Below are 23,630 nucleotides of genomic sequence, written 5' to 3' on the forward strand. Positions count from 1 at the left end.
CGTGTATCGCGTCCCCCCGCGAGTGCAGCTGACCGTCTCCGTGGCCCTCCTCAGCCTCGTCTCGCTGACGGCCGCCTCCTGCGACGGCGAGAACAACGACATCGGCCTGGGCAACGCCGGGCGCGCCGACGTGATCGAGGTCGTCGACGCGCCGGCCACCATCACCGCCAGGGCCGCCGCGACCCTCACCGCGGCCGCCGACGGCACGCTCGTGTCGCTGTCGGTCAAGCCGGGTGACACCGTGGCCGCCGGCCAGGTGCTTGCCGTGATCGACTCGCCGTCCGCGCAGCAGCGGCTCACGGCGGCCGGTGAGGCGCTCGACGCACTCAAGGGCGCCGGCGGGGGAGGAGGCGGGACCAAGAACCTCTCGGCGACGCAGAAGAAGACCGACGACGCGGCGGCGAAGGCGTTCGCCGACGCGCGTGGTGCCGCACAGCAGATCGCCGATCAGGCGGTACGGGCAGCGCTCCTGCACCAGATCGACCTCGCCGAGCGCACGTACCAGGAGGCGGCGGCGTCGGCCCGGGCACTCATCACGGCGGTCCAGCGCGGCCTGGCGAGCGTCAACCAGGCGATGTCCGCGCTCACCGCGGCACAGCGGGCCCAGGCGCAGGCCGCGTACGACCTGGCGAGGTCCACGGTCGACGCGCTGACCCTGCGCGCACCGGTCGCCGGCGTCGTGCAGCTGGGCGGCACCTCGGCGGCCAGTGCGCCGTCGATCACCGACCTGCTCGGTGCCGCCGCCGGGGCCACCGGCGGGGCGGGCGCCGCAGTGGACGTGCCGCAGCAGCCCGGCCCGGGCGTCGACCCGGCGGTTCCGGTCGGTGGCAGGGTCGCCGCCGGTGCCGCGATCGTCACCGTCGTCGACGTCTCCGAGCTGGGCCTGATGGCCGAGGTCGACGAGACCGACGTGCTGCTGGTCCAGCCTGGCGTCACCGCGCGGGTCGAGCTCGACGCGGCGCCCGGCGCCGTCTACGAGGCCACGGTGACCTCGGCCGACGTGTTGCCCACCGCGTCGGCGCGCGGCGGCGTCTCGTACCGCTCGCGGCTCAAGCTGGGCGTCGGACGCTACGACGACGGCCGGCTGGCGCCGACCCCTCGCCCGGGCATGAACGCCGTCGCCCACCTGGAGGTTCGCTCGATCCGCGACGCGGTGACCGTGCCGGCGGCGGCCGTGTTCAACGTCGGCGGCAAAGACGTGGTGTGGCTGGTCCGCGACGGCAAGGCGGTCCAGACGCCGGTCAGCATCGGCGTCTCGGGTCAGGACCGGGTGCAGGTCCTGTCCGGCGTGGCGGACGGCGACCGGCTGGTCGTCCGTGGCACGGACAAGGTCAAGCAGGGCATGGACCTGCAGCGATGACCGCCGCCCTCGTCGCCGAGCAGGTGAGGCGGGACTACGCGCTTGACGGGGTCACCGTGCCGGCCCTCAAGGGGGTCAGCTTCACCGTCGAGGCCGGCGACTACGTGGCGATCATCGGGCCGTCCGGCTCCGGCAAGTCGACGCTCATGCACCTGCTCGGCGGCCTCGACCGGCCGACCGCGGGCAAGCTGCTCATCGGCGGGCGGGACGTCGCCGGGCTCGGTCCCGAGGATCTCGCCCGGCTGCGCAACGAGACGATCGGGTTCGTCTTTCAGTCGTTCCACCTGCTCGCCCGTACCAGTGCCGTGGAGAACGTGGCACTGCCGCTCGTCTACCGCGGAATGCGGGCGGCCGAGCGGCGGCGCCGGGCGATCGCCATGCTGGAGCGCGTCGGACTCGGCCACCGGCTCGACCACCGGCCCAACCAGCTCTCCGGCGGTGAGCAGCAGCGCGTGGCGATCGCCCGGGCCCTGGTCACCGACCCGCAGGTGCTCCTGGCCGACGAGCCGACCGGCAACCTGGACACGAAGAACGGCCAGGCCGTGCTCGCCCTGCTGGAGGCGCTGAACCGGGAGCAGGGAGTGGCGCTGGTGATCGTCACCCACGACCGTGAGGTGGCGGAGCGCGCCGACCGGCAGATCGTCATGCGCGACGGGGAGATCGTCAGCGGTCCGGAGCGGAGCGGAGGGGAGGGCGCGTGAGGTTCGCGGAGGCGTGGCGGGTTGCTGTCGACGCCCTGCGGGCGAACCGGCTGCGCAGCATGCTGACCATGCTCGGGGTGATCATCGGGGTCGCGGCGGTCGTCGTGCTCGTGGCCATCGGCACCGGTACCAAGCAGAAGATCGAACAGCAGGTGGAGGGCCTCGGCTCGAACCTGCTCATCGTCGTGCCGGGGCAGGTCAACATCGGCTCGGCGCCGTCGGTCTCGCGAATGGACCTGTCCGACGTCGACGCCGTGTCGAAGATCGTCGGCGACCGCAACCGGGTGGCGGTGAGCGTGGCGTCGGGTGAGACGGTCGCTGCCGGCAACGTCGACACGTTCGCCACGATCAACGGGGTCATCGAGACGACGCCGCAGGTCTTCGTGCGGAGCCTCGCCCGCGGCACGTACCTCAGCCGCTCCGACGTCGACACCCAACGCCGCGTCGCCGTGCTCGGCTGGAGCGTCGCCCACGCGCTCTTCGGCGACCGGGACGCGGTCGGCCAGCAGGTCACCATCGCAGGCGTGCGGTTCCGGGTAATCGGCGTCTTCGCGCAGCTCGGCCAGAGCCTCGGCATCGACCGGGACAGCGAGGTGCACGTACCGATCACGACCGCACAGCGTCTGCTCGGCACCAACCGGGTCGACGGCATCGCGATCAAGGCCCCGAACCGCGACGAGATCGACGAGCTGAGCGCCCGGATCATCGCCGAGCTGAGCCGCCGCCATCCGGGCACCGAGTTCAGCGCGGTCACCCAGGAGCAGATCCTCGGCGTGCTCGGTGACATCCTCGGCGTGCTGACCGGCGTGCTCGCCGCGATCGCCGGCATCTCGCTGCTGGTCGGCGGGGTCGGGGTGTCCAACATCATGCTCGTGTCGGTCCGCGAGCGCACCAAGGAGATCGGGCTGCGCAAGGCCGTGGGCGCCCGGCCGCGGGACATCGGCGTCCAGTTCCTGCTGGAGGCCGTGCTGCTGACCACGCTGGGCGGGTTTGCCGGGATGGCACTCGGCGTCGTGGCTGCCCTGGTGGTCGCCGCGCTGTCGCCGGTGCCGGCCGCGATCACCTGGTGGTCGTTGGCGCTGGCTTTCGGGGTGTCTGCCGGCGTCGGGATCATCTTCGGAGTGGTACCCGCACAGCGGGCCGGTCGGCTCGATCCCGTCGTGGCCCTGCGCACCGAGTGACGGCGTGTCGACCCGCCCGAGTTGATGTTGAGAGGAAAGATTCCGACGAAGCCGGGGCGCAAGTCACAGCAGTACCGTTACCGTACTGATAACACGCTGATGGTGGGTGTACGGCGAGCGCTGGTCGGAGGTTGCGATGTCGAGTAATCCACATACCACCGAAGGCCGGCTGGGAGAAGTCAGGTTCCTGACCGTCGCCGAGGTGGCCACCCTGATGAGGGTCTCCAAGATGACCGTCTACCGCTTGGTGCACGCCGGTGATCTCACCGCGGTCCGCGTCGGTCGGTCGTTCCGGGTGCCGGAGCACGCGGTCGACCAATACCTGCGCGAAGCGTTCCGTGAGACGGCATAGCGGGGTCGTTTTCCGATCAAGCAGCGGTGCGGCTACCCTGGAGCCGCTAACCATGTCTTTGGCGTGCCAGCGATGGCACGCGTTCCGCTGTATCGAGGAGATACCCGTATGGGCTCGGTGGTCAAGAAGCGCCGCAAGCGTATGGCCAAGAAGAAGCACCGGAAGCTGCTGCGCAAGACCCGCGTCCAGCGTCGTCGTCTCGGCAAGTAGTAGCGCTTCGGCGGTCCGCCCCGGCCCCAGGCCCGCGCTGAGCGCGGGTGCCGTCCGGGGGCGGTCCGCTTGGAACGGAGTCGCGTGACCACGCCGCCAGCGCCACGGGTTGTCCTGGTGACCGGGGTGGGCCGCTACCTCGGCGCGCACCTGGCCGCCCGGCTCGCCGCCGACCCGCGCATCGAGCGGGTCATCGGCATCGACGCCGCAACGCCGTCCGGTGAGTTCGCCGGGGTGCTGGGCGACGTCGACGTCCATCAGGTCGACCTCCGGACCCCGGGGGTGCTGCGGGTGATGGTCGACGCCCGGGTCGAGGCGGTTGCGCACCTCGCCGTCGCCACCGCGGCGGACCAGCAGGGCGGCCGGGCGGCGATGAAGGAGCTCAACGTCATCGGCACGATGCAGCTCCTGGCCGCCTGCCAGCAGGCGACCCGGCTGCGGAAGCTGGTCGTCCGCTCGTCCACGGCTGCCTACGGTGCGTCGTTCCGCGACCCCGCGATCTTCACGGAGGACACCGAGCCGCGGGAGATCCCGCGCGGTGGCTTCGCCAAGGACGTGCTCGACATCGAGGGCTACGTGCGGGGCTTCCGCCGGCGCCGTCCCGACGTCGGGGCCACGGTGCTGCGGTTCGCGCCGTTCATCGGCTCGACCGTCGACACCCGGCTGACCCGCTACTTCGCCCAGCCGTTCGTGCCGACCGTGTTCGGACGCGACCCCCGGTTGCAGTTCCTGCACGTCGAGGACGCGTTCGAGGTTCTGCACCGCTCGGTCGCCGAGGCGCATCCGGGCACCTTCAACGTGGCCGGGGCCGGCACGCTGACCCTGTCGCAGGCGGTCCGGCGGGCCGGCCGGGTGACGGTCCCGGTGCTGGAGCCTGGGCTCAACGCGCTGGCCGGCATCGGCCGCGCCGGGGTGTCGCTCGACCAGGTCGACCTGTTCGTCCACGGCCGGGTGGTCGACACCACGCGCCTGATCCGCGAGTTCGGCTTCACCCCGCGCACCACCGCGGAGGCGTTCGCCGAGTTCGTGCAGAGCCGCCGCGACGGTGAGCTGCTGCCCGCGGATACGATTCGCTCGGTCGAGCAGGCACTGCTCGAAGGATTCCGCCGGACCCGTGCGGCCCGCGCCGCGTTGGAGAGTGGGCATGACTGACCCTGGTCTCCCTGATGTGTGGGACGACCGGGTCGCCGGTGCGCTGGCCTTCCTTCGCGAGCGCCTCACCGGCGACTACGAGGTCGACGGTTTCGGCTTCGACCGCCACCTCACCGACAGCGTCGTCCTGCCGGTGCTGCGCCCGCTGTACAAGCAATGGTTCCGCACCGAGGTCTTCGGCGTGGAAAACCTGCCGAAGGAGGGCGCCGCGCTCGTCGTGGCCAACCACTCCGGCACGCTCGCGCTCGACGCGATGATGCTCTCGGTGGCCGTCCACGACGAGACGCCCGCCCGGCGCCACCTCCGCCTGCTCGGCGCCGACCTGGTCTTCCGCATGCCGGTCGTGTCGGAGGTGGCCCGCAAGTCCGGCGCCACGCTGGCGTGCAACCCCGACGCCGAGCGGCTGCTGTCGGAGGGTGAGCTCGTCGGCGTGTTCCCGGAGGGCTTCAAAGGCATCGGCAAGCCCTTCGCCGAGCGGTACAAGCTCCAGCGCTTCGGCCGCGGCGGCTTCGTCTCCGCCGCGCTGCGCACCGGCATGCCGATCGTGCCGGTGTCGATCGTCGGCGCCGAGGAGATCTACCCGCTCCTCGCCAACATCCGCCCGCTCGCCCGGCTGCTCGGCGCACCGTACTTCCCGGTGACGCCCACGTTCCCGTGGCTCGGCCCGCTGGGGCTGGTCCCGCTGCCGAGCAAGTGGCTGATCGAGTTCGGCGAGCCCATCTCCACCACGGAGTATGCCGACTCGGTCGACGACCCGATGGTGGTCTTCAACCTCTCCGACCAGGTGCGCGAGACGATCCAGCAGACGCTCTACAAGCTGCTCGACCGCCGCCCGGACGCGTTTTCCGCCTGACGTCCTTCTTCCTGCCGGGCCGTGGTCGTGCCGGGCCTCGCGACGCCGTCAACCGGTGGCCGGTCAGGCCTGCGGCGCGGTGTCCGGCGTGGGTTGGGTCGGGGTGCGGCGGCGGCGCTTGCGCATCGCGGTCGCCGTTGCGAAGCCGCCGATCACGACGCCGGTGGCGAGGGCCGTCGGGATCGCGATTTTCGCCGCCTTGCGGCCGGTGCGGAAGTCGCGGATCTCCCAGCCCCGCTTGCGGGCCTCGCGGCGCAGCGCCGGATCCGGGTTCACCGCCACCGCATACCCCACCGTCGACAGCATCGGGGTGTCGTTCACCGAGTCGCTGTACGCCGCGCAGCGTGTCAGGTCCAGGCCCTCGGCCAGCGCGAGCGCCCGGATCGCGGACGCCTTCTCGGGACCGTGCATGAGGTCGCCGACCAGCCGGCCGGTGTAAACGCCCTCCTTGACCTCCGCCACGGTGCCGATCGCGCCGGTCAGGCCGAGCCGCGCGGCGATGATCCGGCCCAGCTCGACCGGTGCGGCGGTGACCAGCCAGACCCGCTGACCGGCGTCGAGGTGCAGCTGGGCCAGGGCCAGCGTGCCGGCCCAGATCCGGTCGGCCATCAGCTCGTCGAAGATCTCCTCGCAGAGCCGCTCCATGTCCTCGACCCGCCATCCGGCGATGAAGGCCAGTGCGGTGGACTTGGCGTTGGAGACCGTGCCGGCGTGTTCCGAAGCCAGCAGGCGGAAGCGCGCCTGCTGGTATGCGAAGCGCAGCAGATCGGTGCTGGTGAAGTACTTCCGCTTGGCGAGACCGCGGGCGAAGTAGTAGATCGACGCGCCCTGCATCATCGTGTTGTCGACGTCGAAGAAGGCCGCGGCGGCCGGGTCTGCCGGAACCTCGAGCGCAGCCTCCACCTCGGCCGCCGCCCAGCCGGCCGCAGACGCCACGACCCGGCCTGGCGACCGTTTGCGCCGTAACGCCGAAGGTCGGATCGGCATGCGTCTGCTCCCTTGTCTGTTCTCGACGGTCTCATCCAACTGACCAACGGTACCGGCCCTGAACGCCGACAGGGCCCGGTGTCGTCCACCAGGCCCTGTCATGTTCTGGAAACTGAAGTCAGCCGAACAACAACGTCAGCCGAACAGCCAGTCGAGTAGGCCTTTCTGGGACTTCGACGGCGACGGTGACGGCTGCGGACTGGGCGAGGCTGAAGTCGACTCGGTGGGGGAGCTGCTGACGACCACGCCGTCGCTGACCGTCGCCGCCGGCCGCTCGCCCGTGGTGGTGTCGTTGTGACTCGCGTTGCTCGGCTGCGGCGCGCCGGGTGGCTGGACATTGTTCTTCTGCCCGCCCGACTTGCACGCCGAGCTGTTCGGCACCGGGCCGAGTTTGTCGGCCGCCGACGTGGCATTCGAGCCGCACTTGAGCAGCGGGCGCAGTGCCTTGGACCGGCGGTCGATCTCCTCGAGCAGCGTGACCGACTGGGTCACCCGGGTGCGGGCGTCGCCGCTGCTCGACGTGAGCAGCTTCTCGGCCGTGGTCCGCTGGGCGCCGGTGAACGACTCGATGGCGTCGAGCGCCGCGGCCTCCTTGCGGGCGGAGGCCGCGGTGGTCAGCAGCCGGACGCCTTCCAGCGTTTCGTTGTCCATGTCGTCGAGCACCGAGGTCAGGCCGTTCGGGTCCTTGACCGCGTGGGCCTCGTCGAGCCGGGTGCGGGCGAACTCGAGGTACAGCTGCCCGCGGCTGATGTCCGAGCCGGCCAGCGCGAGCTGGGCCTTCTCGGTGGAGCGTTTGACGGTGTACAGAGCGTCGCCGGGGATCGCGTCACCGCTGGCCGCCGACATACCCGACAGGGCCAGCGTGCCGGCGGCCAGGCCGACGACGATGGCACCGCGGGTACGGGTACGGCGGCTGACCGCAGGGCGGCTGCCGGCGGGCCGGCGCAGCGAGTGGATGCCCGCACGCCGGGCGGTCTCGGGTTCCGGGTCCTTGGCGGTGACCCCGATCCCTTCCCGTTCGGCCGTGGCCATCAGCATGGCCCGCAGGCCGTCGCGGAACTCCTGCTGAGCCTCGACCTTGACCGGCATGTCGGAAAGTCGCTGGCCGACCGACACCAGGTCGGCCAGGGAGTCGTCGAACGTTGACCTCGTACGGTGCCGTCGGGCCCCCGCAGCCTCGTCCAGGAGCTGAGCGAATCGCTCAGCTCGCCGACGATGGAAGACGGAGCCAATCACCTGAGGCACCCCCCTTCGCTGATCGCGTCACTCAGGCGCGGCAGGGCAGCGGGATGGTGGGCCACCGCGTCCGCCGTGCGCCATGCCGACGGTCGCACCAGAACCAACGGTGCAGAACGGAGGCTGGTTACGGCGCCGCGGGCGACACTGTAACCGAAGGTGACAGGGGTCACGGCTGGAATCCGTCGGGCAGGAGCCGCGCGAGCGCGCGCACCGCACGGTACTGCAACGCTTTGATCGCTCCCTCGTTCTTGTTCATGGCCTGCGCGGTCTCCGCGACGGAGAACCCGTGCAGGAACCGCAGCACGATGCACTCCTGCTGCTCGGGGTTGAGCTGTTTGACGGCCTTGAGCAGGTCCACGTTGGTGATGTGGTCGATGACCGCCGCCTCCGGGCTGCCCTCGGGGCCCCGGTCGGGCCGGTCGGCGTCGAGGACGTCACCCGTGGTGACCTCGAGCCGGTACCGCCCGGACTTGAAGTGGTCGGCGACCAGGTTGCGCGCGATGGTGACCAGCCAGGCACCGAGGTCACGGCCCTGCCAGGTGAAGCTGCCGATGCGCTTCAGCGCGCGCAGGAACGTGTCAGCCGTGAGGTCCTCGGCGAGTTGCCGGTTGCCCACCCGGAAGTACACGAAGCGGAAGACCGTGTCGAAGTACCGGTCGTAGAGGAGACCGAATGCCTGCCCGTCACCGGCCTGGGCCCGCTCGATGAGCGCCCACACCTCCGACGCGGGATCGCCGCGGTCGGGCCGCGGTGGCGGTGGCGGCTCGCTCGGCCCGGTCTCGGTGAGCGTGCCCGTGCCGGCGAGCACGGCCGTCGGGAGCGGCACCGTGTCCTCGCCCAGCAGGCCCGCACCGGCACCGCCGGCAGGTCTGCCGTTCAGCCCACCGTTGGGTCTGGCGTTCGAGGCCGGACCCGGGCGGGCCGGTGCCTCGTTGGTGTGTGGGCGCCCGCGGGTTCGTGGGACGCTGCCGCCTTCGCCGCGGATCACCGTGGTGAACATGTCGTGCATCGAGTCCCGCAGCATCGACAGCCCATCGGCGAGTGCGTGCTCGGCGTTGAACACGTGCTGGTAACCGCTCATGCTTCGTAAGCCAGACGATTAGGCTTATTCGGCGCGATCACGGGCACTTCGGCCTCCTCGGGGTGAGGGGTATCAACTCGCAACAAATGGGGTGAGTCGACTTGGGTGATGATAGGTCCGGCGTCACCCGCGTGTGGTCGCCTCCTGGCGTGGAGGCACAATTCTTCCCACGGATCGGTGTGCGACCGGCGCACATGCTGTCCGTCAGGGTGCCGCGACACGCCGTACGACACGCCGAAGAAACGGCGAAACGGGTCGTAACCGCCTCGCTATTGCTTGGGCGCGACGCGCGCATTGCACACGAACGAGTGGACCGTTACTCAGTCGGCGTGTTGCCGGTCCGGCGCCCCGCTCGACTGCGTTAGGCACCATGCCATGCGACAGGGTGATTGGTGACGGGTGATCTCTCAGACGTTCGCGCATCACCCTTCGGGGCTGTGTCAGACTCAGCGACCGTGCAGGACGTTTCCAACTTCGCGGATCTGGTCCGGCGTGCGGCCACCGAGAACGGCGACCGGCCGGCCCTGCGGTCGCACGACACGGTCGTCTCCTGGACGGAACTCGACCGGCAGGTCGACGCCGTAGCCGCCCACCTCGCCGCCCTGGACCTGCCGGCTGACCAGCACGGACGCCCCCGCGTCGCGATCGTGCTGCCCAACGTGCCCGAGTTCGCCGCCGTCTTTTTCGGCGCGCTCCGCGCCGGCCTCGTCGCCGTGCCGGTCAACCCCGCCTACACCCCGCGGGAACTGGCCCATGTCCTCGCCGACTCCGGCGCCGCCGTCCTCGTCGCCACGCAGTCGGTGTCCGACGCCGTGGGCGCCGAGGGCCCTTCCCACCGGTACACCATGGGCCGGAACCTCGCCGAACTGCTCGCCGGCGACGCGGCGGTGACCAGCAGTGGCGCGGCTGGGCTGGGCCGGCCTGGACGAGGCGAGGACCTGGCGGTGCTGCTCTACACCTCCGGCACCGGCGGCGCGCCGAAGGGCGCCATGCTGCCGCACCGCGCGCTGCTGGCCAACCATGAGCAGCTCGCACAGCTCGACCCGCCGCCGGTCACCGGCGACGACGTGCTGTTGCTGGCGGTGCCGCTCTTCCACGCGTACGGGCTGAACTCCGGCCTCGGCGCGGTGGCGTACCACGGCGCGTGCGGTGTGCTGGTCGAGCGCTTCGACCCGGCCGACGCGCTCGACACCATCACCCGGCACGGCGTGACCGGCGTCGTCGGCGTGCCGCCGATGTTCGTCGCCTGGTCGCTGATGGGTGAGCCGCTCACCCGCGCCTGGGCCGGGGTGCGCCTCGCGGTCTGCGGCTCGGCTCCGCTGGACCCGGCGGCCGAGCGGCGATTCGCCGAGGCGACGGGGAAGCCGGTGTATCAGGGGTACGGGCTGACGGAGGCCGCGCCGGTGCTCACGAGCACCCTGGCGAGCCCCGCCGGCAAACCGGGATCCATCGGTCGGGCGATCCCCGGCGTCGAGCTCAAGCTCGTGGACGCCGACGGCGCCGAGGTGCTGCTCGACGAGGACGACGAGGTGCGCACCGACCCCGGCGAGATCGTGGCCCGCGGCCGGAACTTCTTCCTGGGGTACTGGCCGGACGCCGCCGGCGGACCCGGCGCCGACGGCTGGTGGTCGACCGGGGACGTCGCCTACGCCGACGAGGACGGCGACCTGTTCATCGTCGACCGGCTCGGCGAACTGATCCTGGTCAGCGGCTTCAACGTCTACCCGCACGAGGTCGAGCTGGTGCTCGAGGCGCACCAGGCCGTGCTGGAGGCGGCCGCGGTCGGTGTGCCGCATCCGTACACCGGGCAGACCGTCAAGGCCGTCGTCGTGCGCCGGCCCGGCTCGCAGGTGACCGCCGAGGAGCTCATCGCACACTGCGAGCGGAATCTGGCAAGGTTCAAGTGCCCGACAGCCGTCGAGTTCGTGGCTGAGCTGCCGCACTCGGCGACCGGCAAGATCCGGAAGGCGGCACTGCGATGAGGCTCACCCTGTTGACCCGGCCCGGCTGTCACCTGTGTGACGTGGCCAAGGAGGCGATGGGGCGGGTCGCCGACGCCACCGGCGAGGAGTGGACCGAGGTCGACATCACCGGTGACGAGGCGCTGGAGGACGAGTACGGCTTCCGCATCCCGGTAGTGCTCCTCGACGGCAAGGAGCACGGCTACTGGCGGGTCGAGGAGGACCGGCTGCTCCGTGACATCCGGCTATCCTCACCCGGGTGAAGCACCTGGTTTGGGACTGGAACGGCACCCTTCTCGACGATCTGAAGCTTGTGGTCGACGCCACCAACGTCTGCCTGGCGACCGTGGGCGGGCCGGTGATCACCGCCGAGGACCACCGGCGCGACTTCCGCCGGCCGATCCTGGACTACTACACGCACGTGCTCGAGCGGCCGGTCGACCAGGTCGAGTTCCAGTTGCTCGACGACGCCTTCCACGACGCGTACCGGCTGGGTATGCGGCACGTGCAGCTCGTGCCGGACGCCCTGGAGGCGATGGGCAGGTGGTCCGGCACGCAGTCGCTGCTGTCGATGTTCTTCCACGACGAACTGCTGGTCGAGGTGGAGCGCCACGGGCTGAACGCCCGCCTGGTCCGGGTCGACGGCCTTCCCGGCACGGTCGGCGGCCACCGCAAGGCCGTGTATCTCGAGCGGCACCTGGCGACCCTGGAGATCGACCCGGCGGAGGTGGTGCTCATCGGCGACTCCGTCGACGACGGTGACGCGGCCCGCTCGGTCGGCGCCTCGTGTGTGCTCTATGCGGGCGGCTTCACCGACACCAGGCTGCTCGAGGCCACCGGGCTGCCGGTCGCCCACTCCCTGCTCGAGGCCGTGGACCTGGCGCTTTAGCTCTGCAGGTAGGCGAGGACGGCGAGCACGCGGCGGTGCTGCTCGTCGTCCGGTGGCAGGTCCAGCTTGGTGAAGATGTTCTTGACGTGCTTCTCGACCGCGCCGTCGGTGACTACCAGCTTGCGGGCGATCGCCGTGTTGGACCTGCCCTCCGCCATCAGCCCGAGCACCTCCCGCTCCCGCGGGGTGAGGCTGCGCAGCGGGTCGTCCCGGCGCCGGCGGACCAGCAGCTGGGAGACCACCTCGGGGTCGAGGACGGTAGCCCCGGTGGCGACCCGCCGCACGGCGTCGAGGAACTCCGCCACCTCGGAGACCCGGTCCTTGAGCAGGTAGCCGACGGCGCCCGCGCGGTCGGCGAGCAGGTCGTCGGCGTACGACACCTCGACATACTGCGACAGGACGAGGATCGGCGTCCCGGGCACGCGGCTGCGCGCCTCGACGGCGGCGCGCAGCCCCTCGTCGGTGTGCGACGGCGGCATCCGGACGTCGACGATGGCGACCTCGGGCCGGTGCTCGACGATCGCCTCGACCAGGCTGGGACCGTCCCCGACGGCAGCGACGACGGTGTGACCGCTCTCTTCGAGCAGCCGCACGAGACCTTCTCTGAGTAGAACCGCATCATCCGCGACGACAACCCGCACGCGCAGATCCTATGCGCACGCGTATCCGGCCGTCGGCGCGCATGTTCATGCGGACACTTCGATGGTTTGGTAGGCCCGGCCGTGACGTGGCTTCGGTGGCCGCCGATCGCGGCCGTGGCCTGGCGGCACCGACCGGTGACAATCCTTCAACGGCATTCCGCTGGTGAATAAATATTCACCAGCGGAATAGACGGATCATCCTCTCCCGCGCTTGCGAGGCCGGCTTCCGGCCTCCGCCGGGGCGGTCAGGCCGGCAGGATCGCGGTCAGCCTGGTCCCGCCGTCGACAGGGCTCGTCAGGCTCAGCTCGCCGCCGGCGGCCTTGACCCGGTCCGTCAGGCCGCGCAGGCCGTGGCCCTTGGCCAGGCTCGCCCCGCCCACGCCGTCGTCCTCGACCGTGACCAGCATTCCGTACGCCGAGCGCTGGAGCGTCACCTTGCACTCGGTCGCGTGGCTGTGCTTGGCCACGTTGGTCAGGGCCTCGGCCACGACGAAGTAGGCCGTCGTCTCGACGCTCTCCGGCAGCCGGCCGATCTCCGGCAGCTCCAGGTCGACCGGCACCGTCGACCGGCCCGCCAGCGCGGTGAGCGCGGCACGCAGGCCCCGGTCCACCAGGATCGGCGGGGCGATGCCCCGGGACAGGGACCGCAGCTCCTCCAGCGTCTCCCGGGTCTGGCTCAGCGCCTCGGCCACCGTCGCGCGTGCCGCCGACGGGTCGGAGTCGAACTGCAGGTCGGCGCGGCCCAGGTCCATGGCCAGCCGGACCAGCCGCTGCTGCGGGCCGTCGTGGATGTCCCGCTCCAGCCGGCGCAGCGCCGTCGTCTCGGCCGACACCGCGGCCTCCGTCTGCGCGCGGGCCGCGTCGCGGCCCGCCTCCGCCTCGGCCACCCGCTCGCGCAGCTCGGCGACGCCGCTGAGCAGCGCCCGGGCGAACTGTGCCTCCAGGAGGGCGGCGCCGCGCACGACCGGCATCAGCGTGAGCGCGAAGAAGATGCCGATCGCGGTGTGGAAGAGGAGCCGGATGCCGGTGCCCGAGCCGAGCCCGAGCAGCTCCGGCAGGTCGGTGTTGTCCGGCCCACGGGGGATCGCCCAGTCCCACAGGGTGACGGTCAGGCCGCCGATCGCGCCGAACCACCAGGTCACCACGAAGCAGAAGGCGATCGTGCTCGGGATGAACCGGATGATGCCGTGCAGCAGGTCCATCCAGGACTGGCCGTCCCCGAGCGGGACGAGGGTCCGGCGCCAGAAGCCTGCTCCGGGTTGCGCTTTCCGGTAGTACGGATGTGGCAGTCGCGTCCGTAGGACCGGCCCGATGCGGGCGCGTTCCACGGTGGCGAAGCCCCGTGCCTGGAACAGCGTGGCCACCAGGATCGGGAAGCCGACGACCGTCACCAGCAGCCCCACGCCGAGCGCGAAGCCCGTGAGGAACACGACGACGGTGATGATGCCCAGGGGGAACCCGAGAAGGACGTACTGCGTGTCGACGCCGAGCTGGCGGAAGATGCGGGAGATCCGGCCGTGGCCGAGGGCGGGGGTGATGGTCGTCGTCATGTCATCGACGCTAGGCATCGCGCACCCCGCATCCCATCCCGTCGCCCGGCCACTTGGTGGTAGGGGCAACCCTACTGGAAACGTGTAGGCTGGCTACCGGTTCTCATGTGAACGTGCGCGTCTGCGTGTCGGTGGGGTAAATGCCTGAATTGTGGTGATACTAGCCACAGCGCTCGCCCGCTGTCGGACGCGTCCGAGGAAGGGGGCACCAGGTGCCGCGGGGGCGTTTCTCGCGTGCGTGGTCCACACGGGCGGGCGCTGACCTCGATGTGGTGAGCGCGGACGCTTCAAGATCGCGATTTGTGCACGGCTTCACAAGCGCCTACTCTGTTGCAACGACGAACCCCGTTAGCACAGGCGGTCACCGCCATCGCCAGCGGCCTCGCATACCGTCGTCGTCACGGAGACTCATGAGCCAGCAGCGCACCGGCCCAACGGACGGGCCGGATTTTCCGGACCTTCCGGAGGCGACCGTCGCCAGGCTTCCGGAATACCTGCGCGCCCTGCATCACCTCGCGGAACAGGGGCACGACACGGTTTCCTCGGAGGGTCTGGCCGCGGCCGCGGGCGTCAACTCCGCCAAGCTTCGCAAGGACCTGTCCCACCTCGGCCGCACCGGCACCCGGGGCGTCGGTTACGACGTCTCGCTCTTGATCGATCAGATCGAGCAGGTGCTCGGCCTGACCCACCGCCGGGCCGTCGCGCTCGTCGGCGTGGGTAATCTCGGTCACGCTCTGGCCGGCTACGCGGGCTTCGGCAGCCGCGGCTTCCGCATCGTGGCGCTCTTCGACGCCGACCCGGGCCGTGTCGGCGAGCACATCAACGGCCTGGTCGTCCGGCACATCGAAGACCTGCCCGAGGTGGTCGAGCAGGAGTCGATCTCCATCGCGGTCATCGCGACCCCGGCACACGCCGCGCAGCACGTGACCGACCGGCTCGTTGCGGCCGGCGTCACCAGTGTCCTGAACTTCGCACCGTGTGTCTTGAACGTTCCCGAGGGCGTCGACGTGCGTAAAGTCGACCTGGCCATCGAACTGCAAATCCTGTCCTTCCACGAGCACCGCAAGTCGGCGCTGACCGCGCTGCCGCCGGTGCAGAAGCCCGGGCGGGTCGGCGTGGCCAACCGGCTCGGCGGGGAGGCGGTGGGGTCGTGAACCTGCTGGTTGTCGGAATGTCACACCGGACCGCCGGCATGTCGCTGCTGGAGCAGGTCGCCCTGATCGGCAGCGAGGCGGCGGACGTGCTCGCCGAGCTGGTCGCGCAGCCCTACGTCGACGAGGCCGTGATCCTCTCGACGTGCAACCGGGTCGAGGTCTACGCGGCGGTCAGCGCCTTCCACGGCGGCCTCGCCGACATCGGCGGCGTCCTCGCCAAGCGGGCCGGCCGGCCGGTTCACGAGATCGCCGCGCAGTTCTACGTCCACTACGAGGTCGACGCCGTCCGGCACGCCTTCCGGGTCGCCTCCGGGCTCGACTCGATGGTTGTCGGTGAGGCGCAGATCCTCGGCCAGCTCCGCGACGCCTACGGCGTGGCCGGCGATCAGGGCACCGCCGGGCGGCTGCTGCACGAGCTGATGCAGCAGGCCCTCCGGGTCGGCAAGCGGGTGCACGCCGAGACCGGCATCGACCGGGCCGGGCAGAGTGTCGTCAGCGCCGCCCTCGCATACGGGCAGGGCGCCACCGGGCCGGTCGAGCACCGCCCGGCGCTGGTCATCGGGGCCGGCGCGATGGGCGCCCTCTCGCTTGCGACGCTCAAGCGCTCCGGCGCCGGCCCGCTGTTCGTCACCAACCGCAGCCACACCCGCGCCGAGCGCCTTGCCGAGCTGCACGGCGCCACCGCAGTGCCGTTCGCGGAGCTGTCGTCCCTGCTCGAGCGGGTCGACGTCGTCGTGAGCGCGACCGCGTCGCCCGAGCCGGTGCTCGACGCGGCCCTGGTGGCCGGGGCCGGGCGTCCGTTGCTGGTGCTCGACCTGGCGCTGCCGCGTGACGTCGCGCCCGGTGTCGGGGATCTGCCCGGCGTCACGCTGGTCGACATCGAGCTGCTGTCCGAGTCGCTGTCCACCACCGCCGACGCGGAGGAGCGGGCCGCCGAGGACATCGTCGTCGCCGAGGTCGAGACGTTCCTGACCTGGCTGCGGGGCGCCGACGTCGCGCCGACGGTCGCCGCACTGCGAGCGCGTGCCGACGAGGTCGTGGGTGCCGAGCTACGCCGTCTGGCCCAGCGCTGCCCCGAGATGACCGATGAGCACCGGGCCGAAGTGGCACACAGCATTCACCGGATCGTCCAGCGTCTGCTGCACCAACCGACGGTTCGTGTGCGGCAGCTGGCCGCCGCGCCCGGTGGTGAGGCTTATGCTCAGGCGCTGCGTGAGCTGTTCGACCTGCAGATCCCGACGTCCGAGATCAATCCCGCGGCCGCTGGGGAGGTGCACCCATGACACTCAGACTTGGAACCCGGGGCAGCGCACTCGCGATGGCCCAGTCGAACACGGTGGCCGAGGCCGTGCGGCAACGCACCGGGCGTGAGGTCGAACTGGTGGAGATCGTGACGCCGGGTGACCGGTCGAGCGCCCCCATTCAGCAGCTCGGCGTGGGCGTGTTCGTCTCCGCGCTGCGTGACGCACTGCTGGCCAACGAGATCGACTTCGCCGTCCACTCGTACAAGGACCTGCCGACCGCACCCGCCAAGGGTCTCGTGGTGGCCGCCATCCCCCAGCGGGAGGATCCGCGCGACGCGCTCGTGGCCCGTGACGGCATGATGCTCAACGAGCTGCCCGAGGGTGCCCGCATCGGCACCGGCGCCCTGCGGCGGATCGCGCAGCTCAACGCCCTCGGTCGGCGGCTGCAGCCCCAACCCGTGCGGGGTAACGTTGATACGCGGCTCCGCAAGCTCGCCGAGGGGCAGTTCGACGCCATCGTCCTGGCGCGCGCCGGGATGGCTCGGCTCGGACGGGCCGCGGAGGTGACCGAGGTCCTCGACCCGCTGTTGATGTTGCCCGCGCCTGCGCAGGGCGCACTGGCGGTCGAGTGCCGTGAGGACGATGTCGAGCTGCGTGGGCTCCTCAGCGCGCTCGACGACGAATACACCCGCGCGGCGGTCACCGCCGAGCGGGCGCTGTTGGCCGAGCTCGAGGCGGGCTGCTCCGCCCCGATCGCGGCACTGGCCGAAGTCGCCGAGGGCGACGAGGGGCCGGAGATTTATCTGCGCGGTGCTGTGTTCAGCCCGGACGGCGGCTTCGCCCTCCGGCTCTCGCGCACCGGAACGCTCGCCGACGCCGCGGAGGTGGGCCGAGCCCTGGCCCGCGACCTGCGCGAAGAAGGCGCCGACAACGCACTGGGAGTGCAGCATGACCCGCACCCGTAAGGGCAGCACCGGCCGGATCGCCTTCGTCGGGGCCGGCCCCGGCGATCCAGGCCTGCTGACGCGTCGCGCCCACGAGGCGCTGGTGACCGCCGACCACATCGTCTACGACCGCAATGTCCCCGAATCGCTGCTCGGCGTGATCCGCGCCGAGGCCGACCCGGAGGCCCAGTTCAGCCCGGCCGAGGGTGCACCCGGCGACGTGGCCAAGGTGCTGCTGTCCGCGGCCCGATCCGGGCTGCGCGCCGTCCACCTGGTCGGCGGCGACCCGCTGGCGCACGACACGGTGCTCAAGGAGGTGCAGGCCGTCGCCCGCACCGCGGTGCCGTTCGAGGTCGTGCCCGGCATCGGCCAGGCCGCCGGTGTCGCCACCTACGCCGGCGTGCCGCTGCCCGGTGTCCGGGTCACCGCCGACGTCGACGACGTGCAGTCGGTCGACTTCGAGGCCATCGCCGCCGCCGTCGCGCGCGGCTCGTCGGCGCTCGCGGTCGACGCGGGTGACCTCGCCGCGGTCCGCGACGGCCTGCTGGCCGCCGGCGTCGACCCCAACACGCCGGTCTCGGTCACCGGCGACGGCACGGGCGAGACGCAGTACAGCTCCGCCTCCACCGTCGACAGCATGGTCGCCGCGGCCCTCGGCTTCGCCGGCCGGGTGGTGCTCTGCCTGGGCTCCGGCGTTTCGCAGCGGGAGAAGCTCGGCTGGTGGGAGAACCGGCCGCTCTACGGCTGGAAGGTCCTGGTGCCGCGGACCAAGGAGCAGGCCGGCGTGATGAGCGAGCGGCTGCGGGCCTACGGCGCGATCCCGTGCGAGGTGCCGACCATCGCGGTCGAGCCGCCGCGCACCCCGGCGCAGATGGAGCGGGCGATCAAGGGCCTGGTCGACGGCCGGTACGCCTGGACCGTCTTCACCTCCGTCAACGCCGTCCGCGCCGTGTGGGAGAAGTTCGCCGAGCACGGCCTCGACGCGCGCCACTTCGGCGGGGTCAAGGTCGCCTGCATCGGTGAGGCGACGGCCGAGGCCGTGCGTGGCTTCGGCATCGTGCCCGAGCTGGTGCCGGCCGGCGAGCAGTCGTCGGAGGGCCTGCTGGCCGAGTTCTCGCCGCACGACGAGATCCTTGACCCGGTCGGCCGGGTGCTGCTGCCCCGCGCCGACATCGCGACCGAGACGCTCGCCGCGGGCCTCACCGAGCTCGGCTGGGAGGTCGACGACGTGACGGCCTACCGGACCGTGCGCGCCGCGCCGCCGCCCGCCGAGATCCGTGACGCCATCAAGTCCGGTGGCTTCGACGCGGTCCTCTTCACCTCGTCGTCCACCGTCCGCAACCTGGTCGGTATCGCCGGCAAGCCGCACGCCCGCACGGTCGTCGCGGTGATCGGGCCGAAGACGGCCGACACGGCCGTCGAGTTCGGCCTGCGTGTTGACGTGCAGCCGCCGCACGCCTCGGTGTCCGACCTGGTCGAGGCGCTCGCCGGCTACGCGGTCGAGCTGCGCGAGAAGCTCGCCGCGATGCCCGCGAAGCAGCGCCGCGGCTCCAAGGTGCAGGGCCCGACCGCCCTGCGGTTCCGCTAGAGAGGGTCACACCCTATGGGGTTCCCTGAGGTTCGTCCGCGCCGTCTCCGGCGCACGCCGGCCATGCGCCGGCTGGTGTCGGAGACGCACGTCCAGCCGTCCAACCTGATCCTGCCGATGTTCGTGAAGGAGGGGCTGACCGAGCCGCGGCCGATCACGTCGCTGCCCGGGGTGGTCCAGCACTCCCGCGAGTCGCTGCGCAAGGCCGCCACCGAGGCGGTCAGCGAGGGTGTCGGCGGCATCATGCTCTTCGGTGTGCCGGAGCGCCGCGACGAGACGGGCTCCGGCGGCATCGATCCCGACGGGATCCTCAACGTCGCGATCCGCGACGTCGTCGCCGAGGTCGGCGACGACACCGTGGTCATGGGCGACCTCTGTCTCGACGAGTTCACCTCGCACGGGCACTGCGGCCTGCTGGCCGACGACGGTTCGGTCGACAACGACGCCACGCTCAAGCAGTACGAGCTGATGGCCCTGGCCCAGGCCGAGGCCGGCGCCCACGTGCTCGGCCCGTCCGGGATGATGGACGGCCAGGTCGGCGTGGTCCGGCGGGCGCTGGACAAGGCCGGGCACACCGACGTGGCACTGCTCGCCTACGCGGTGAAGTACGCGAGCGCCTTCTACGGCCCGTTCCGCGAGGCCGTCGAGTCGGCGCTCGTCGGCGACCGCAAGACCTACCAGCAGGACCCGGCCAACGTGCGGGAGGCACTGCGCGAGGTCGCCCTCGACGTCGAGGAGGGCGCCGACATGGTCATGGTCAAGCCGGCGCTGCCGTACCTCGACGTGCTGGCCCGCGTCGCCGAGATGGTCGACGTGCCGGTCGCCGCGTATCAGGTCTCCGGCGAATATGCGATGGTCGAGGCGGCCGTCGCCAACGGCTGGCTGGAGCGCGACCGGGTCGTCCTGGAGACGCTCACCTCCATCCGCCGGGCCGGCGCCCAGTTGATCCTCACGTACTGGGCGAGTGACGCGGCTCGCCTCCTGCGCCGCCTGTAGTTCGCTCCTCCGGTCCTCGCGCCTGCCGACGTCGACAGCGTCGGCCGGCGCGAGGGTCGTTGATCAGCCAGGACAATGTGGCGATCAGACTGGGCGGCGACGAGTTCGCCTTCTTCCTGCGGACCGACCTGACGACCGCGGCGACGCCCGACGAATGCACCGACTTGACCGCGCCGCCCTCGCCGAGCGTCCGCGCTGCGCTGCCCGCTACCCGCCCGCGCCGCCCGCGCCGTCCGCGCTGTGTCGCGCTGGGGCCTTTCGACAAAGCAGACACCGATGCTCCCAAGAGGGGGACTTGTCGGACAAACAGGGCGTGTCGGCGGATTTTCGCACCGCGCCGGCCGCAGAATGGTTCTCCCTGGTCAAGCGTGGGTTACGGGATCCATCGGGGGAAACTTTCGGCCGAGGTCGGTGTCAGCAACACGACAGTTGCCCGATTCGATGGGATAAACCCTCGTTGCCCCCATCGTGAGATGGCTCGTTACCGGAGGCGCCGGGTACATCGGCGCGCACGTCGTCACCGCCCTCAGCGAGTCCGGCATCGAATCGGTCGTCGTCGACGACCTGTCGACCGGCCGCGCCGCGCGGCTGCCCTTCGGCGTGCCGCTCGTGCGCGCCGACGTCCGCGACGCCGCGATGATGCGTGAGCTGTTCCGCCGGCACCGGCCCGACGGCGTCATCCACCTTGCCGCCCGCAAGGACGTCGCCGAGTCGAACGCCTTTCCCCTGCGGTACTACCAGGACAACCTCGACGGCCTGCACGCCGTGCTGGACGCGGTCGCCGCCAGTGGTACCAGATCCGTGCTCTTCTCCTCCAGTGCCGCCGTCTACGGCACGCCGCGCCGGTCGCCGGTCCGGGAGCAGGACCGCACCCAGCCGGAGAACGCGTACGGACGGACCAAGCTGATCGGCGAATGGATGCTGCGCGACGCCGCCGCGAGCGGGGCCTTCCGGTGGGCCGCGCTGCGGTACTTCAACGTCGCCGGTGCCGGCGCGCCGCACCTGCGGGACCACGGCGGCACGAACCTGGTGCCCCGCCTGCTGCGGGCCGCCGCGCTGGGAATCCCGGCCACCGTCTACGGCACCGACTACCCGACCGCCGACGGCACCGCGGTCCGCGACTACGTCCACGTCGCCGACATCGCCGACGCGCACGTCCGCGCCGCGCGCGCCCTGCACTCCGGCGAACTGCGCGACGAGGTCCTCAACATCGGCCGGGGCGAGGGCGCCTCGGTCCTCCAGATGATCGCCGCCGTCTCACGGGTGCTGGGCCGCGCGCTGCCGTTCGACGCGGCGTCCCGGCGGCCGGGTGATCCCGCCGCGGTCGTCGCGAGCCCCGCCCGGATCCTGGCCCGCCTCGGCTGGCGGACCCGCTTCGACCTCGACGCCATCGTGCGCAGCGCGGCCGTCGAAGCGGTCATCGAGGACGCCGCGGAAGCCGCCCTGAAAGCCGCGTGACAGCACCCGAAACGTGAACCGCCGCCCGACGTCCCCCCGAAGGAGCAGCACGTTGAAGATCCGTTCCCGCCGCCGGTTCATCGCCGGCGTGGTCGCGCTCTTGGGCCTCGCCGGTCTCGCCCTCGCGACACCGGCCCTGGCCGCCGCGCCCAAGCAGCGCATCGACCTGCGTGTCCTCGTCCTCGACGACGGCAGCCCGGGCATCGACATGCTGCGCGGCCAGCTCGACCGTGAAGGCGTCCCCTACGACACGGTCGCGCTCGGCACCGACGGGCGCCAGCGGCTCACCCCAGCGTTCCTCGCCGACTCGGTCGGTGGCGTGCGCCGGGCGAAGTACCAGGGGGTGATCGTGCCGAACGAGGGCGCCGTCACCGGCGCGGAGGCCACCGCCCTGGCCGACTTCGAGCGCGAGTTCAAGGTCCGGCAGCTCGACGCCTACACGTGGGCGAACCCGAACGTCGGCCAGGAGCTGACGTGGAGCGGTGTGCTCGACGGCGCCACGATGACCGTGACCGACGCGGGCAAGGCGGCCGGCTTCGGTTACCTGACCGGGAAGGTCACCATCGACGACCGGGACCCGAACGTCATCGAGTCGTACGGCTACCTCGGCAAACCCGCCGCCGGCGCCACGTTCACCCCGCTGGTGACCGCGACACCGCCCGGCGGCACCACGACCGGCTCGCTGATGGGCGTCTACACCCACGACGGCCGGGAGGAACTGGTCGTCACGCTCGCCGCGAACCGCTACCAGACGCATGCCATGGAACTCGGCCACGGCTTGATCACCTGGCTCACCAAGGGCGTCCACCTCGGCTACACACGGAACTGGTTCAGCGTCCACATCGACGACGTCTTTCTGCCCGACGACCGTTGGGACACCGTCCACAACTGCACGGTGGGCGACGACTGCAACCCGCAGCGGGACCCGACCGTCCAGCCGTACAACACGCCGATCCGCATGACACCCGACGACGTCCGGGCGCTGATCGCCTGGCAGAAGGCCAAGAACGTCAAGCTCGACATCGTCTTCAACGGCGGCGGCAGCGTCGAGGCCGGCGCGAGCGACCCGCTGACCGCCGCGATGGTGAACAACAAGGGCCAGTTCCGCTGGATCAACCACACCTACGAGCACCCGTACCTCGGCTGCGTCCAGGACTTCTCGGTGTCGCCGTGGCGCTGCGCCGCCGACGGCTACGGCAGGACGCGGTGGATGTCGCAGGCCGACGTCACCGCGCAGATCAAGGACAACATCGCCTGGGCCAAGAGCAAGGGCATCCCGCTCGACGCGAGCGAGCTGGTGACCGGCGAGCACTCCGGCCTCAGGACGCTGCCGCAGATGCCGGCCGACAACCCGAACCTGGCACCGGCGCTGAACGCGACCGGCATCAGGTACATCGCCTCGGACGCCTCCCGCGAGCAGACCGCCCGACCGGTGGGCAACGCCGTCACCGTGCCCCGGTTCCCGATGAACATCTACTACAACGTGGCCACCGTCGCCGAAGAGGTCGACGAGTACAACTGGATCTACACCAGCCGCGCCGACGGCGGCAGCGGGGTCTGCGAGAGCAATCCGGCGTCGACGTGCATCAAGCCGCTCGGCTCGCGTGGCTTCCAGGACTACATCGTGCCCATGGAGGCCCGGATCGCCTACGACCACGTGGTGTCGGCGAACCCGGCACCGCACTACGCGCACCAGTCCAACCTCGCCGAGGACCGGATCCTCTACCCGGTGCTCGACGCGATCCTGGCCCGCTACCGCGCCACCTACACGAGTGCGACGCCGGTGCTCAACCCGAAGTTCGCCGAGGTCGCGAAGCAGAACCAGCGGCTGGCGGCCTGGCAGGCGGCGCTGCGGAACCGGTCGGTCGAGGCGTACACGCTGGACGGGCGGGTGACGGTGGTGAACAAGGGCAACGCGGCGCTCGAGGTGCCGATCACGGCGCCGAACGGGACGAAGCTCGTGACGATCTCGGTGCTCGGCATCGAGGTGGGCGGCGGTACCTTCGGCGAGGCCTACGGCGGCGAACGATCCGCCTGGCGGTCCGTCGGCCGCCACGGTCAGCAGCTGCTGCGCCTGTCGAGCTGAGGC

The 23,630-nt window shown here is 71.3% G+C and carries 21 protein-coding genes and 1 pseudogene; 17 read left to right on the plus strand and 5 right to left on the minus strand.

Features of this window, described 5'->3' with window-relative positions; all coding sequences use genetic code 11:
- Window position 1: 1 nt before the first annotated feature.
- The 7 genes from Dfulv_RS04180 to Dfulv_RS04210 all read left to right on the plus strand — a co-directional run bounded on the left by Dfulv_RS04180 (window position 2) and on the right by Dfulv_RS04210 (window position 5,809).
- Window positions 2-1,360, plus strand: coding sequence for an efflux RND transporter periplasmic adaptor subunit (locus tag Dfulv_RS04180; RefSeq protein WP_259861278.1), 1,359 nt, complete (start codon window positions 2-4; stop codon window positions 1,358-1,360).
- Window positions 1,357-2,061: an ABC transporter ATP-binding protein gene (locus tag Dfulv_RS04185; protein WP_259861279.1), complete on the plus strand. Its 705-nt coding sequence runs from the start codon at window positions 1,357-1,359 to the stop codon at window positions 2,059-2,061. The genes Dfulv_RS04180 and Dfulv_RS04185 overlap by 4 nt, the downstream gene beginning before the upstream one ends.
- Entirely contained in the window at window positions 2,058-3,242 is a 1,185-nt protein-coding gene (locus Dfulv_RS04190; RefSeq protein WP_259861280.1) for an ABC transporter permease, read from the plus strand. The genes Dfulv_RS04185 and Dfulv_RS04190 overlap by 4 nt, the downstream gene beginning before the upstream one ends.
- Window positions 3,243-3,378: 136 nt before the next feature.
- A complete protein-coding gene (locus Dfulv_RS04195) occupies window positions 3,379-3,594 on the plus strand; it encodes a helix-turn-helix domain-containing protein (protein ID WP_259867406.1) in 216 nt (71 codons plus the stop codon).
- A 108-nt stretch (window positions 3,595-3,702) separates the two neighbouring features.
- Complete coding sequence (locus Dfulv_RS04200; RefSeq protein ID WP_007465623.1) at window positions 3,703-3,804, plus strand: 30S ribosomal protein bS22; 102 nt, start codon at window positions 3,703-3,705, stop codon at window positions 3,802-3,804.
- Between the two features lie 84 nt (window positions 3,805-3,888).
- On the plus strand, window positions 3,889-4,956 hold the full coding sequence (locus Dfulv_RS04205) for an NAD-dependent epimerase/dehydratase family protein (RefSeq protein ID WP_259861284.1): 1,068 nt from the start codon (window positions 3,889-3,891) through the stop codon (window positions 4,954-4,956).
- Window positions 4,949-5,809: a lysophospholipid acyltransferase family protein gene (locus Dfulv_RS04210; RefSeq protein WP_259861285.1), complete on the plus strand. Its 861-nt coding sequence runs from the start codon at window positions 4,949-4,951 to the stop codon at window positions 5,807-5,809. The genes Dfulv_RS04205 and Dfulv_RS04210 overlap by 8 nt, the downstream gene beginning before the upstream one ends.
- Before the next feature lie 63 nt (window positions 5,810-5,872).
- Here the strand turns inward: Dfulv_RS04210 and Dfulv_RS04215 are convergent, their stop codons facing one another.
- From Dfulv_RS04215 to Dfulv_RS04225, 3 genes and pseudogenes are all read right to left on the minus strand, one after another.
- Entirely contained in the window at window positions 5,873-6,796 is a 924-nt protein-coding gene (locus Dfulv_RS04215; protein WP_344406012.1) for an HAD family hydrolase, read from the minus strand.
- A 348-nt stretch (window positions 6,797-7,144) separates the two neighbouring features.
- Window positions 7,145-8,032, minus strand: a pseudogene (locus Dfulv_RS04220) (DUF5667 domain-containing protein); the annotation flags it as partial.
- Between the two features lie 169 nt (window positions 8,033-8,201).
- Entirely contained in the window at window positions 8,202-9,116 is a 915-nt protein-coding gene (locus Dfulv_RS04225) for a sigma-70 family RNA polymerase sigma factor (RefSeq protein WP_406567928.1), read from the minus strand.
- A 455-nt stretch (window positions 9,117-9,571) separates the two neighbouring features.
- Between Dfulv_RS04225 and Dfulv_RS04230 the strand changes: the two genes are divergently transcribed.
- Genes Dfulv_RS04230 through Dfulv_RS04240 form a run of 3 tightly spaced genes read left to right on the plus strand, consistent with a single transcriptional unit; the run spans window position 9,572 to window position 11,966 of the window.
- Entirely contained in the window at window positions 9,572-11,098 is a 1,527-nt protein-coding gene (locus tag Dfulv_RS04230; RefSeq protein WP_259861286.1) for an AMP-binding protein, read from the plus strand.
- Window positions 11,095-11,340 (plus strand): glutaredoxin family protein, encoded by a 246-nt coding sequence (locus Dfulv_RS04235; RefSeq protein WP_259861287.1) that lies wholly within the window; start codon window positions 11,095-11,097, stop codon window positions 11,338-11,340. Before Dfulv_RS04230 ends, Dfulv_RS04235 begins: the two co-directional genes overlap by 4 nt.
- Window positions 11,337-11,966, plus strand: coding sequence for an HAD family hydrolase (locus Dfulv_RS04240; RefSeq protein ID WP_259861288.1), 630 nt, complete (start codon window positions 11,337-11,339; stop codon window positions 11,964-11,966). Before Dfulv_RS04235 ends, Dfulv_RS04240 begins: the two co-directional genes overlap by 4 nt.
- Here the strand turns inward: Dfulv_RS04240 and Dfulv_RS04245 are convergent.
- Together Dfulv_RS04245 and Dfulv_RS04250 are read right to left on the minus strand one after the other, a co-directional pair.
- Window positions 11,963-12,607, minus strand: a complete 645-nt coding sequence (locus Dfulv_RS04245) for a response regulator (protein WP_259861289.1) — start codon at window positions 12,605-12,607, stop codon at window positions 11,963-11,965. The two genes, Dfulv_RS04240 and Dfulv_RS04245, sit on opposite strands and share 4 nt — an antisense overlap.
- 245 nt (window positions 12,608-12,852) lie before the next feature.
- Window positions 12,853-14,157: a sensor histidine kinase gene (locus Dfulv_RS04250; protein WP_259861290.1), complete on the minus strand. Its 1,305-nt coding sequence runs from the start codon at window positions 14,155-14,157 to the stop codon at window positions 12,853-12,855.
- A gap of 410 nt (window positions 14,158-14,567) precedes the next feature.
- Between Dfulv_RS04250 and Dfulv_RS04255 the strand changes: the two genes are divergently transcribed.
- The 7 genes from Dfulv_RS04255 to Dfulv_RS04285 all read left to right on the plus strand — a co-directional run bounded on the left by Dfulv_RS04255 (window position 14,568) and on the right by Dfulv_RS04285 (window position 23,627).
- Window positions 14,568-15,311 (plus strand): redox-sensing transcriptional repressor Rex, encoded by a 744-nt coding sequence (locus tag Dfulv_RS04255; RefSeq protein WP_259861291.1) that lies wholly within the window; start codon window positions 14,568-14,570, stop codon window positions 15,309-15,311.
- Window positions 15,308-16,594 carry a glutamyl-tRNA reductase gene (locus Dfulv_RS04260; protein WP_259861293.1) on the plus strand — a complete coding sequence of 429 codons (1,287 nt, stop codon included), beginning with the start codon at window positions 15,308-15,310 and terminating at the stop codon, window positions 16,592-16,594. The genes Dfulv_RS04255 and Dfulv_RS04260 overlap by 4 nt, the downstream gene beginning before the upstream one ends.
- Entirely contained in the window at window positions 16,591-17,520 is a 930-nt protein-coding gene (gene hemC / locus Dfulv_RS04265) for a hydroxymethylbilane synthase (RefSeq protein WP_259861295.1), read from the plus strand. The genes Dfulv_RS04260 and hemC overlap by 4 nt, the downstream gene beginning before the upstream one ends.
- Entirely contained in the window at window positions 17,504-19,087 is a 1,584-nt protein-coding gene (locus Dfulv_RS04270; protein WP_259861296.1) for a bifunctional uroporphyrinogen-III C-methyltransferase/uroporphyrinogen-III synthase, read from the plus strand. The genes hemC and Dfulv_RS04270 overlap by 17 nt, the downstream gene beginning before the upstream one ends.
- A gap of 15 nt (window positions 19,088-19,102) precedes the next feature.
- On the plus strand, window positions 19,103-20,083 hold the full coding sequence (gene hemB / locus Dfulv_RS04275) for a porphobilinogen synthase (RefSeq protein WP_259861297.1): 981 nt from the start codon (window positions 19,103-19,105) through the stop codon (window positions 20,081-20,083).
- A 468-nt stretch (window positions 20,084-20,551) separates the two neighbouring features.
- Window positions 20,552-21,541, plus strand: coding sequence for a UDP-glucose 4-epimerase GalE (gene galE, locus Dfulv_RS04280; RefSeq protein WP_259861298.1), 990 nt, complete (start codon window positions 20,552-20,554; stop codon window positions 21,539-21,541).
- Between the two features lie 52 nt (window positions 21,542-21,593).
- Complete coding sequence (locus Dfulv_RS04285; RefSeq protein ID WP_259861299.1) at window positions 21,594-23,627, plus strand: hypothetical protein; 2,034 nt, start codon at window positions 21,594-21,596, stop codon at window positions 23,625-23,627.
- Window positions 23,628-23,630 lie beyond the last annotated feature (3 nt).

Source organism: Dactylosporangium fulvum, from assembly GCF_025137375.1.
GTDB classification, from domain to species: domain Bacteria; phylum Actinomycetota; class Actinomycetes; order Mycobacteriales; family Micromonosporaceae; genus Dactylosporangium; species Dactylosporangium fulvum.